Below are 11,447 nucleotides of genomic sequence, written 5' to 3'. Positions count from 1 at the left end.
GATCTCCTCTGAAACCGGCAACCCATGAATCATCCAAATACTGGTTTAGGAATCGCAGAAATAAAACATGCGGCAATCCGTCCACACCTAGATCAATGTCGACTGCACATCTTTGAACCGTCTCAGCGACAGGCTGGTGCGCGTGCCCCGCACGCCGTCGATCATGTAGAGCTTTTCGCGCAGGAACCGCTCCAGCGCGCCAGTATCGGATATGGCGACCTTGATGAAGCAGTCGAAATCACCCGTGGTGATATGTACTTCCAACACTTCTGGAAGCGCTGCCAGTTTCTCGCACACCGCCTCCAGCGGATAATGGGCGTGGTTTTCGAGCGTGATGTCGATCAGTGCGATTTCCGGATAGCCGAGCTTTTCCATATCGAGCACGGCCGTATAGCCGCGTATGATACCGAGTTCCTCCAGCCGGTTCACCCGCTTCCAGCAGGGCGGCGGTGAAAGACCGACAGCCTCTGCCAGCTGTGTATTCTGCTGGCGGGCATCCGCCATCAATTGCATCAGGATCTTGCGATCCGTCTGGTCCAGAAGTCGCCCCATGTTCTCCTCCTCCAGGAAACGAATGAACGCGCATTGCGGAAACCAGCATGGTTCGTTTCAACAGATCGCTCAAGATGTAGAAACAAAGTCAGGACATTTCTCAGGGTTGAGGAATATCATTCATGCTCGGTCGTCGAATGATCCCGGCCCTTGGGAGGGGGCTGACATGGCGCACGCGGTGAGGGCCTCTCTGGCAATTGCAATCAGGCGACAGAGCGCAGGGCGCTAGGCATTCGCCTGCCCGCCAAGTGGTGCCCATCATTCACGATCGAACGGGAAGCCGAAACACGTGCTTGGAGGAGCAGACAGTGCGTTCGAACAGCAAATTATCCTTTGCCCATCCGCCGGCGCGTCCGGGGGAAAAGCCCGATTTCTCGGCAGTGGACATCCCGCCGGCAGGCGTGCTTGCGGTGCCGGCGCTTGATGTCACGGCGACCGATTGCATTGAGCTTGCCAATTCGCTCATCCGCGTCCTCGATGACGATGGCAGGCCGGTCGGCCCCTGGGCCGACTATCTGGGCACGCCGGATGCCGAGACGCTGCGCACCGGGCTTTCCGATATGATGACCTCGCGGGTCATCGATACGCGCATGCTGAATGCACAACGCCAAGGCAAGATGTCCTTCTATATCCAGCAGATCGGCGAGGAGGCAATCGGCTGCGCCTTCCAGCAGGCCCTGCGGCCCGGCGACATGAATTTCCCGACCTACCGCCAGCAGAGCCTGCTGATCGCTGGCGGCTATCCGCTGGAAAAACTGCTCGGTCAAATATACTCGAACGCTTACGATCCACTGCTGGGTCGTCAGCTGCCGACGCTTCACTCGGCGCGCGAGCATGGATTTTTCACCATTTCCGGCAATCTCGGCACGCAATATGTGCATGCCGTCGGCTGGGCCATGGCCAATGCACTGACGGGCAAGGAGAATATCGCTGTTGGGTGGATCGGTGACGGCTCAACGGCTTCCAATGATTTTCACACCGGCCTTCTGTCAGCCTCCTCTTACTGGCCACCTGTCGTCCTGAACGTCGTCAACAACCAGTGGGCCATCTCCACCTATACTGGTGTTGCGCGCGGCCATGGCCGCACCTATGCGGCGCGCGCGCTGGGCTATGGCCTTCCGGCACTTAGGGTGGATGGCAATGACTATCTCGCCGTGATGGCGGTGACGAAATGGGCAACCGAACGGGTAAGGGGCGGACATGGTCCGGTTCTCATCGAATGGTATACCTACCGCGTCGGCGCGCATTCCTCCTCCGATGATCCGAGCGCCTACCGGCCGAAGGACGAGGCAAAGGCCTGGCCGCTTGGCGATCCGATCGAACGTTTGAAGCAGCATCTCATTGCGCGCGGCGACTGGAGCGAGCAACGCCATATACAGGCAGAGGCGCAGATTCTCGCCGAAGTGGTCGAGGTGCAAAGGCGCGTCGAGGCGGCGGGCACCCTGCTTGATCCGCAACCGATCCCAGGCGCCAGCATCTTCAAGGGCGTCTATGCCGACACGCCGGAGCACATCCGCCGCCAGCGACAGGAAATGGGGGTGTGACATGCCGCATATGACCATGATCGAGGCCCTGCGCGATGCCATGGATGTCATGCTGGAGCGCGATGACAAGGTGGTGATCTTCGGCGAGGATGTCGGCTATTTCGGCGGGGTGTTCCGCTGTACTGCCGGCCTTCAGAAGAAATTCGGCGAGGAGCGGGTGTTCGACACGCCCATCAATGAAAGCGCCATTGTCGGGCTTGGCATCGGCATGGCCGCGCAGGGCATGAAGCCCTGCGTCGAGATCCAGTTTGCCGATTACGTCTACCCGGCATATGACCAGATCACCCAAGAGGCGGCCCGCATCCGCCATCGCTCCAATGAACAGTTCTCCTGCCCGATTGTCATCCGCATGCCGACCGGCGGCGGCATTTATGGCGGCCAGACCCACAGCCAGAGCCCGGAAGCGCTGTTTACCCATGTGGCAGGTCTGAAGGTCGTTGAGCCCTGCACCCCGCATGATGCCAAAGGGCTTTTGATTGCGGCGATGCAGGATCCGGACCCGGTGATCTTCCTGGAGCCGAAACGCCTCTACAATGGCCCCTTCAACGGCGATCATGCGGCACCGGCGCAAAGCTGGAAAGCCCATCCGCTCGGCGAAGTTCCCGAAGGCCATTATGCCATCCCGCTGGGAAAGGCCAGGCTGCATCGGGAGGGCGATGCCGTAACGATCCTGACCTATGGCACCATGGTCTTCGTTGCCGAAGCCGCTGTCGACAGGCTGGGGCTAGATGCAGAGATCATCGATCTGCGCTCGCTTCTGCCGCTCGATCTGGAAACGATCGAGGCATCCGTGCGCAAAACCGGCCGCTGCGTGGTCATCCACGAGGCAACCAGAACCTCGGGACTGGCCGGCGAGATCATCGCCTGCGTGCAAGAGGCCTGCTTCTATCATCTGGAAGCGCCGATCATACGCGTCACGGGTTGGGATGCACCCTATCCGCATGCGCAGGAATGGGATTATTTTCCCGGACAGGAACGGATCTGCCGGGCACTCACTAGCGTGATGGAGAGTTGACATGGTGATCCGAACGATCAAACTACCGGATGTCGGCGAAGGCGTGACGGAAGCGGAACTGAGCGAAATGCTGGTGAAGACCGGCGATCTGGTGCGCGAGGACGATCCTATAGCAGCGGTGATGACCGACAAGGCGACGGTGGAAATCACCTCCGCCTATAGCGGCACCGTGGTCTGGGTAGCAAGCAAGATCGGCCAGATCATGGCGATCGGCTCTGATCTGGTGCACATCGAGGATGCAGTCGATGCAGACCTCAAGGCGACGGTCGCGGCTGTCGAGCATCATCAGAAGGAACCGGCACAGAAGGCTGCATGCCCGCTGACAATGCCGGACGCCGAGACGGTATCTTCGCCAGCAGCACAGGACCTGCGGCAAGAGCAAGACAAAGCGACCGTCGCACCGGGGCAAGGTGCCGCCGTGCTGGCGGCCCCAGCCGTGCGTGAACGCGCCCGCCAGAATGGCATAGATCTGCGGCAGATTCAGGGAACGGGGCCGGCCGGTCGCGTAACGCATGCGGATCTCGACCACCTGTCCGATCAGGCAGTTGATGGCGCGAGGCCAGATACTGTGACGGCGGCGATGGGCCCGGAAACGGTCGAGACCGTGAAAGTCACGGGGCTTCGGCGCATGATTGCCAAGCGCATGAGCGAGGCGAATGCCAGCATTCCCCATATCACCGTCATCGAGGAAGTGGATGTCACCGAGATCGAGGGCCTGCGCACCAGACTGAACGAGACACGTGGCGAAAAGCCAAAGCTGACACTGCTGCCATTGGTGGCGGCCGCTCTCGTCAAGGCAAAACAGACCTGCCCGAAAATTTTTGCCCGCTACGATGACGAGGCCGACGAGATTACCTATTCGAGTGCCCTCCATATCGGGATTGCGACAATGACCGAGACTGGTCTGATGGTGCCGGTGATGCGCAATGCGCAGGATGTCGATCTGTTCGGCATGGCTGCTGAAATCACGCGATTGTCACAGGCCTGCCGGACGAACAAGTCAACGCGGGAAGAACTGTCAGGCTCCACCATAACCATCACCTCGCTTGGACCGCTTGGCGCATTGGCGACGACCCCCATCATCAACAAGCCGGAAGTGGCAATCCTCGGCATCAACCGCATGGCCATCCGACCGAGCTGGAACGGCACCGCCTTCGTGCCGCGCAGCATGATGAACCTGTCGGCAAGCTTCGACCACCGCATCATCGATGGTTTGGACGCCGCCGTCTTCGTCAACAGGATGAAAATGCTTTTGGAAACACCTGCCCTGATCTTCATGAAGGATTGACGCGATGGCCGATGGATTCGGCAAGCTTCGCGGCCGGCCTTTTGCCCGGAGATGCGCGGGCAGCCCCTACGGAGGTCGGGGTTGCATCCTTCCCCTTGCGGGCCAATGGAAGAAGCCTGACATTGGAATGGCAGGATGGTTTCGTGCACATCGTCTTCGACAAAAGGTCAGACCTCGTTCTTGGCATTCAGGCAGTTGGTGCGGGCTGCGCGGATATGGCCGCCAGGACCCTACGACCCCATCCGACGCTCGGCGAAACGTTGCAGGAGGCAGCGCTGATGGGCCTGAGCAAGGCATACAACGCATGAAAGAGGGCGCAGAATGAGCTGGGATATCGTGATCGTCGGATTTGCCCGCACGCCAATCGGCGGCTTCCAGGGCGCTCTCATGGGCAAGACAGCAGCCCAACTCGGTGCCATTGCCATTGCCGCTGCACTGGAGCGTGCCCAGGTCGCAGGCTCGGACGTGGACGAGGTGCTGATGGGCTGCGTTCTGCCGGCAGGGCAGGGTCAAGCGCCGGCAAGGCAGGCGGCCCTTGGTGCCGGACTGCCGGTCTCGACGCCGGCTTCGACCGTCAACAAGATGTGCGGCTCCGGCATGAAAACTGTGATGATGGCCCATGATGCCATGCTGGCGGGTCAGGCCAGCATTCTGGTGGCCGGCGGCATGGAAAGCATGTCAAATGCGCCATATCTGCTGGATCGCGCCCGCAGCGGCTATCGCATGGGCCATGGACGGATCATCGATCATATGTTCCTCGACGGGCTAGAGGATTCCTATGACAAGGGACGGTTGATGGGCAGCTTTGCCGAAGAGTGCGCCGACGCTTACCATTTTGCCCGCGAAGCTCAAGATGCCTATGCCCTGCAATCCCTGTCACGGGCGCAAGCTGCCATATCCGAAGGCCGCTTTGCCGCAGAGATTGCACCCGTCTCGATCACCGGTAAAGCTGGCGCAACGACGGTATCGATAGATGAACAGCCGGGCAATGCGCAACCCGACAAAATCCCCCAGCTGAAACCCGCCTTCCGGGCGAATGGCACAGTCACGGCCGCCAATTCCTCTTCGATCAGCGATGGTGCCGCAGCCCTTGTTCTGATGACGGCGGATGAGGCTAAGCGGCGGGGCCTTGCGCCGCTGGCGCGCATCGTCGGGCATGCAAGTTACGCCAGCGAACCGCGGCTTTTCCCGACGGCACCGATCGGCGCCATAAAAAAGCTGTTCGAGCGAACCGGCTGGTCGGCGCGCGAAGTGGACCTGTTCGAGATCAACGAGGCCTTCGCCGTGGTGGCGATGGCTGCCATGCGCGATCTCGATCTGCCAACCGACAAGGTGAATGTGCACGGCGGGGCCTGCGCGCTCGGTCATCCGATCGGCGCTTCGGGCGCACGCATTCTCGTCACGCTGCTGGCTGCACTTCAGGCGCGTGGTGAGAAACGTGGCATTGCCAGCGTCTGCATCGGTGGTGGCGAGGCGACTGCGATTGCTCTTGAGACAATGGATTGAACCCATGGATTTTTCACTCACCGAAGAACAGCTTGCAATTCGCGACATGGCGGAAAGCTTTGCCCGCGATGAAATCGCGCCGTATGCGCTCGCCTGGGATGAGACCAAGCATTTCCCCGTGAATGTCATCCGCAAAGCCGCAGGCCTGGGGCTCGGAGGCATCATGGTATCGGAGGAGCATGGCGGCTCGGGCCTTGGCCGCATGGAAGCAGTATTGATCTATGAGGCATTGGCAAAGGGCTGCCCCGCCATTTCAGCTTACCTGTCGATCCACAACATGGTGGCGACCATGATCGACAGGCATGGCAGCACGGCGCAGCGGCAAACCTATCTGCCCCGCCTCTGCTCGGCGGACATCCTCGCCTCCTATTGCCTGACTGAACCGGCCTGCGGCTCGGATGCCGCAGCGCTTGCCACGCGCGCGGAACGCGACGGTGAGGATTTTCTGCTGACCGGCCAGAAGATGTTCATTTCCGGCGCCGGCGCCACGGACCTCTATGTGGTGATGGCGCGTTCGGGCGGACCGGGGCCAAAGGGCATTACCGCCTTCCTCGTCGAAAAAGGCACAGAGGGGCTCACCTTTGGAGCCAACGAGAAGAAGATGGGCTGGAACGCCCAACCGACGCGGACCGTCACGCTGGACCGCGTGCGGGTGACGGCGGATGCGATGCTGGGGTCGGAGGGGGCCGGTTTCAAGCTCGCCATGGAAGCGCTGGATGGCGGACGCACCTCGATTGCCGCCTGCTCGCTCGGTGGCGCCCAGTCCGCCTTTGAAAAGGCGGTTGCCTATACGGGCGAACGCAAGGCCTTTGGCCAAAAACTCAACGATTTCCAGGCGCTTCAGTTTACCATTGCGGACATGGCAACGGAACTGGAAGCATCGCGCACGCTTCTTTGGCGGGCCGCCTGCGCCCTTGAAGCAAAATCGCCCGAAGCAACGCGGCTCTGCGCCATGGCAAAGAAGTATGTGACCGATTGCGGTTTCGAGGTTGCGAACCGCGCCCTGCAATTGCACGGTGGCTATGGCTATCTGGCGGATTACGGCGTGGAGAAGATCGTCCGCGACCTGCGCGTCCACCAGATCCTGGAAGGCACAAACGAAATCATGCGACTCATCATCGCGCGCTCGGTTCTTTCCGAGCTGTGAGGCAAAGAAGGTAGAGGAAGAAAGCCATGACTTACGAAACAATCCTGACCGAGCGTCGTGACGGCGTACTGCTGATCCGGCTCAACCGGCCGGAAGCCTTAAATGCGCTGAATTCCCAAGTCACGCAGGAACTGATTGCTGTGACCGGGCAGGCCGATACCGAACCTGAAATCGGTTGCATGGTGCTGACCGGTTCGGAAAAGGCCTTTGCCGCCGGCGCCGACATCAAGGAAATGCAGGCGCTGACCTTCCAGGACGTAGCGGTGGCGGACCGTTTTGCCGAATGGTCGCTGTTTACCGGCCGCCGCAAACCGATCATTGCCGCGGTGTCCGGTTTTGCGCTCGGCGGCGGGTGCGAGCTTGCCATGATGTGCGATTTTATCCTGGCCGGTGACACAGCCAAGTTCGGCCAGCCGGAAATCAAGCTCGGCACCATTCCGGGCATGGGCGGTTCGCAGCGGCTGACCCGCTTTGTCGGCAAGTCGAAGGCGATGGACATGGTCTTGACCGGGCGCATGATGGATGCGGCGGAAGCCGAGCGCTGCGGATTAGTCAGCCGCGTTTTTCCGGCTGCCGATCTGGTCGAGGAAGCGGTGAAGGTCGCGGCCGTCATCGCCGGCATGTCGCAGCCGGTTGCCGCCATGGCCAAGGAAGCCGTCAACCGCGCCTTCGAGACGACGCTGGCCGAGGGCCTGCTTCTGGAGCGCCGTCTGTTCCAGTCCACCTTCGCCTTAGAGGACCGTGCGGAAGGAATGAAGGCATTCGTCGAGCGCCGTCCGGCCGAGTTCAGGAACAGGTAAGCCATGGAGATTGCCGGCAAGACCTTTATCGTGACCGGCGCGGCCTCCGGACTTGGGGCAGCGACTGCCGACATGCTGATTTCTGCCGGCGCAAATGTGGTGATCGCTGATCGGGATGAGCCAGCGGGCGAGGCAGCGGCCGTCAGGCTTGGGCTGCAGGCGCGTTTTGCCATCACCGACGTGACGCGCGAGGAGGATGCGAAAGCCACGATCGCGCTGGCGATCAGTGCCTTCGGCGCCCTGCACGGCCTCGTCAATTGTGCCGGTGTCGCGCCCGGCGAAAAGGTGCTGGGCCGCGACGGCCCGCACCGGCTGGAGAGTTTCGCCCGTGCCGTCTCCATCAATCTCGTCGGCACCTTCAACATGGCGCGGCTGGCGGCGGAAGCCATGGCCCGTTCGACGCCCAATGCCGGCGGGGAACGCGGCGTCATCGTCAACACGGCCTCGATTGCCGCCTTCGACGGGCAGATCGGCCAGGCGGCCTATGCCGCCTCTAAGGCCGGCGTCGCCGGCCTGACACTGCCGATGGCCCGCGAGCTTGCCCGTCACGGCATCCGTGTCATGACCATTGCGCCCGGCATATTCAGGACGCCGATGATGGCGGGCATGCCGCAGGAGGTGCAGGATACTCTCGGTGCCTCGGTGCCTTTTCCGTCGCGACTGGGAGAACCGGCGGAATATGCCGCTCTTGTCCGGCACACTATCGAAAATGCCATGCTGAACGGGGAGGTCATCCGTCTGGATGGAGCGCTCCGCATGGCGCCGAAATGAGGAGGATCTCATGTTTCATGCGACCATGCGCTTCGATATCGGGGAGGATGTTGCAGCGCTCCGGGAGACCGTGCATGCCTGGGCGCAGGAACGGCTGAAGCCGATCGCCGCCGAGGTGGATCGTTCCAACAGCTTTCCCAACAGCCTGTGGAAGGAAATGGGTGATCTCGGCCTGCTCGGCATCACGGTCAGTGAAGATTATGGCGGCTCCGGCATGGGTTATCTCGCCCATACGGTCGCGGTGGAGGAACTCGCCCGCGCCTCCGCCTCGGTCAGCCTGTCCTATGGCGCCCACTCCAATCTCTGCGTCAACCAGATCAAGCTCAATGGCTCGGAGACGCAGAAGCGGAAATACCTGCCCGGTCTCGTCTCCGGCGCGCATGTCGGGGCGCTTGCCATGTCCGAACCCGGCGCCGGTTCGGATGTGGTGTCGATGAAGCTGAGGGCCACCAAGCGCAACGGCTATTATGTGCTGAAGGGCAACAAATACTGGATCACCAATGGCCCGGATGCCGATACGCTGGTGGTCTACGCCAAGACCGACCCGGACGCCGGATCGAAGGGCATTACAGCCTTTCTCGTCGAAAAGACCATGAAGGGGTTCTCCACCAGCACGCATTTCGACAAGCTCGGCATGCGCGGCTCCAACACCGCCGAACTCATCTTCGATGATGTGGAGGTGCCGTTCGAAAACGTGCTGGGCGAAGAGGGCCGGGGCGTGCGCGTGCTGATGTCGGGGCTGGATTTCGAGCGCGTCGTGCTTTCCGGCATCGGGCTCGGCATCATGGCCGCCTGCCTGGACGAGGTCATGCCCTATGTGGCGACCCGTAAACAGTTCGGCCAGCCGGTCGGCAGTTTCCAGCTGATGCAAGGCAAGATCGCCGATATGTATGTCGCGCTCAATACCGCCCGCGCCTATGTCTACGAGGTCGCCAAGGCCTGTGATCGCGGGGAGGTGACGCGCCAGGATGCGGCGGGCGCCGTGCTCTATGCCAGCGAGCAGGCCATGGTGCAGGCACATCAGGCCGTACAGTCGCTGGGCGGTGCAGGCTTTCTTGCCGATAGCGTTGTGAGCCGGCTGTTTCGCGATGCAAAGCTGATGGAGATCGGCGCCGGCACATCCGAAATCCGCCGCATGCTGATTGGTCGCGAGCTGGTGTCCGCCATGGCGTGAATGCGTCCATTCGTCCTTGCGTGCAACGGCTGGAGGAGCCGATGAAACTGACATCCGACCATATTGCCGGCTCCGACAGCGCGAAGAAGAACCGCGCCGCCCATCTTGCCATGTTGGAGACGATCCGCGCCGCAGCAGCGCTGGCCGCTGGGGGCGGCGGCGAGGAGGCACAAAGGCGCCACACCGCGCGCGGAAAAATGCTGCCGCGCGAGCGCGTTGCCAATCTGCTCGATCCGGGCTCGCCGTTTCTCGAAATCGGGGCAACGGCGGCGCATGACATGTATGACGGTGGAGCCCCCGCTGCCGGACTGATTGCCGGTATCGGCCGTGTCGAGGGGCAGGAGGTGATGATCGTTGCCAATGATGCGACGGTCAAAGGCGGCACTTACTTTCCCATGACGGTGAAAAAACACCTGCGCGCCCAGGAGATCGCGCAGGCCTGCGCGCTCCCATGCCTCTATCTCGTCGATAGCGGTGGTGCGAACCTGCCCAATCAGGACGAGGTGTTTCCGGACCGTGACCATTTCGGCCGGATTTTCTTCAACCAGGCGCAGATGAGTGCCAAGGGCATTGCCCAGATCGCCGTCGTCATGGGCTCCTGCACGGCCGGCGGCGCCTATGTGCCAGCCATGTCGGATATATCGATCATCGTGCGCGATCAAGGCACCATCTTTCTCGCCGGCCCGCCGCTGGTGAAGGCGGCGACCGGCGAGGTGGTGAGTGCTGAGGATCTCGGCGGCGGCGATGTGCACACAAGACTTTCCGGCGTGGCGGATTATCTCGCCGAGGACGATGCCCATGCGCTGGCTCTCGCCCGGCGCGCAGTCTCCCATCTCAACCGACAAAAACCGCGGACAGTGCAATGGCAGTCGCCGGAAGAGCCGGCCTATGATCCGAACGAGTTGCTGGATGTGGTTCCGGCGGATCTGCGCACGCCCTACGACATCCGCGAGGTGATTGCGCGCGTGGTGGATGGCAGCCGTTTTGATGAGTTCAAGGCACGGTTCGGTGAAACGCTGGTCACGGGTTTTGCCCATATCATGGGCTGCCCTGTCGGCATCCTTGCAAATAATGGCGTGCTGTTTTCCGAAAGCGCTCAAAAGGGCGCGCATTTCATCGAGCTTTGCTCGCAACGCGACATTCCACTGATTTTCCTGCAAAATATCTCCGGCTTCATGGTGGGCCGCAAATATGAAAACGAGGGCATAGCCCGCCATGGCGCCAAGATGGTGACGGCGGTTGCCACGACCGCTGTGCCGAAGATCAGCATGCTGGTCGGCGGGTCTTTCGGGGCCGGCAATTACGGCATGGCGGGCCGTGCCTTCTCGCCGCGCTTTCTGTGGACCTGGCCGAATTCCCGCATTTCCGTGATGGGTAGCGAGCAGGCCGCGGGTGTTCTCGCGACCGTCCGCCGCGAAGGGATCGAACGCAAGGGCGGTACCTGGAGCGCGGACGAGGAGGCGGACTTCAAGCGCCCGACGCTTCAGATGTTCGAGCGCCAGAGCCACCCGCTCTATGCCTCCGCCAGGCTCTGGGATGATGGCATCGTCGATCCGCGCAAGACGCGCGAAGTTCTTGCGCTGTCCCTCTCCGCCAGCCTCAACGCGCCGATCGGGGATACCCGGTTCGGCCTGTTCCGCATGTAACCGG

At 61.6% G+C, this 11,447-nt stretch carries 11 protein-coding genes; 10 read left to right on the top strand and 1 reads right to left on the bottom strand.

What is annotated here, in order from left to right; genetic code table 11:
• Positions 1-87: 87 nt before the first annotated feature.
• On the bottom strand, positions 88-552 hold the full coding sequence (locus E8M77_RS11720) for an Lrp/AsnC family transcriptional regulator (protein ID WP_137130820.1): 465 nt from the start codon (positions 550-552) through the stop codon (positions 88-90).
• Positions 553-860: 308 nt separating this feature from the next.
• Here E8M77_RS11720 and E8M77_RS11715 point away from each other — a divergent pair, with 308 nt between their 5' ends.
• The 10 genes from E8M77_RS11715 to E8M77_RS11670 are packed head-to-tail and all read left to right on the top strand — an operon-like array spanning position 861 to position 11,443.
• Positions 861-2,096, top strand: a complete 1,236-nt coding sequence (locus tag E8M77_RS11715) for a thiamine pyrophosphate-dependent enzyme (protein ID WP_137130819.1) — start codon at positions 861-863, stop codon at positions 2,094-2,096.
• Between the two features lies 1 nt (position 2,097).
• Positions 2,098-3,111 carry an alpha-ketoacid dehydrogenase subunit beta gene (locus E8M77_RS11710; RefSeq protein WP_137130818.1) on the top strand — a complete coding sequence of 338 codons (1,014 nt, stop codon included), beginning with the start codon at positions 2,098-2,100 and terminating at the stop codon, positions 3,109-3,111.
• A gap of 1 nt (position 3,112) precedes the next feature.
• Positions 3,113-4,399: a dihydrolipoamide acetyltransferase family protein gene (locus tag E8M77_RS11705; RefSeq protein WP_137130817.1), complete on the top strand. Its 1,287-nt coding sequence runs from the start codon at positions 3,113-3,115 to the stop codon at positions 4,397-4,399.
• An 11-nt stretch (positions 4,400-4,410) separates the two neighbouring features.
• Entirely contained in the window at positions 4,411-4,707 is a 297-nt protein-coding gene (locus E8M77_RS11700; RefSeq protein ID WP_137130816.1) for a hypothetical protein, read from the top strand.
• 13 nt (positions 4,708-4,720) lie between these two features.
• Positions 4,721-5,905, top strand: coding sequence for an acetyl-CoA C-acyltransferase (locus tag E8M77_RS11695; protein WP_137130815.1), 1,185 nt, complete (start codon positions 4,721-4,723; stop codon positions 5,903-5,905).
• Between the two features lie 4 nt (positions 5,906-5,909).
• Complete coding sequence (locus E8M77_RS11690) at positions 5,910-7,052, top strand: acyl-CoA dehydrogenase family protein (protein WP_137130814.1); 1,143 nt, start codon at positions 5,910-5,912, stop codon at positions 7,050-7,052.
• Between the two features lie 26 nt (positions 7,053-7,078).
• Positions 7,079-7,852: an enoyl-CoA hydratase gene (locus E8M77_RS11685; RefSeq protein WP_137130813.1), complete on the top strand. Its 774-nt coding sequence runs from the start codon at positions 7,079-7,081 to the stop codon at positions 7,850-7,852.
• A gap of 3 nt (positions 7,853-7,855) precedes the next feature.
• Entirely contained in the window at positions 7,856-8,623 is a 768-nt protein-coding gene (locus tag E8M77_RS11680) for a 3-hydroxyacyl-CoA dehydrogenase (protein ID WP_137130812.1), read from the top strand.
• 10 nt (positions 8,624-8,633) lie between these two features.
• Positions 8,634-9,797, top strand: coding sequence for an isovaleryl-CoA dehydrogenase (locus tag E8M77_RS11675; protein ID WP_137130811.1), 1,164 nt, complete (start codon positions 8,634-8,636; stop codon positions 9,795-9,797).
• 41 nt (positions 9,798-9,838) lie between these two features.
• Positions 9,839-11,443 (top strand): carboxyl transferase domain-containing protein, encoded by a 1,605-nt coding sequence (locus tag E8M77_RS11670; protein WP_137130810.1) that lies wholly within the window; start codon positions 9,839-9,841, stop codon positions 11,441-11,443.
• Positions 11,444-11,447 lie beyond the last annotated feature (4 nt).

The sequence above is a fragment of the Rhizobium sp. FY34 genome (assembly GCF_005222845.1).
In the GTDB taxonomy this organism is placed as follows: domain Bacteria; phylum Pseudomonadota; class Alphaproteobacteria; order Rhizobiales; family Rhizobiaceae; genus Neorhizobium.
Note: the sequence above shows the minus strand (reverse complement) of the source record. Positions and strands in the feature narration are given on the sequence as shown.

Bases quoted from the DNA above. Each gene is read 5' to 3' on its own strand.
- E8M77_RS11720 (WP_137130820.1), bottom strand. From the start codon at position 552: ATGGGGCGACTTCTGGACCAGACGGATCGCAAGATCCTGATGCAATTG.
- E8M77_RS11710 (WP_137130818.1), top strand. From the start codon at position 2,098: ATGCCGCATATGACCATGATCGAGGCCCTGCGCGATGCCATGGATGTC.
- E8M77_RS11705 (WP_137130817.1), top strand. From the start codon at position 3,113: ATGGTGATCCGAACGATCAAACTACCGGATGTCGGCGAAGGCGTGACG.
- E8M77_RS11700 (WP_137130816.1), top strand. From the start codon at position 4,411: ATGGATTCGGCAAGCTTCGCGGCCGGCCTTTTGCCCGGAGATGCGCGG.
- E8M77_RS11695 (WP_137130815.1), top strand. From the start codon at position 4,721: ATGAGCTGGGATATCGTGATCGTCGGATTTGCCCGCACGCCAATCGGC.
- E8M77_RS11690 (WP_137130814.1), top strand. From the start codon at position 5,910: ATGGATTTTTCACTCACCGAAGAACAGCTTGCAATTCGCGACATGGCG.
- E8M77_RS11685 (WP_137130813.1), top strand. From the start codon at position 7,079: ATGACTTACGAAACAATCCTGACCGAGCGTCGTGACGGCGTACTGCTG.
- E8M77_RS11680 (WP_137130812.1), top strand. From the start codon at position 7,856: ATGGAGATTGCCGGCAAGACCTTTATCGTGACCGGCGCGGCCTCCGGA.
- E8M77_RS11675 (WP_137130811.1), top strand. From the start codon at position 8,634: ATGTTTCATGCGACCATGCGCTTCGATATCGGGGAGGATGTTGCAGCG.
- E8M77_RS11670 (WP_137130810.1), top strand. From the start codon at position 9,839: ATGAAACTGACATCCGACCATATTGCCGGCTCCGACAGCGCGAAGAAG.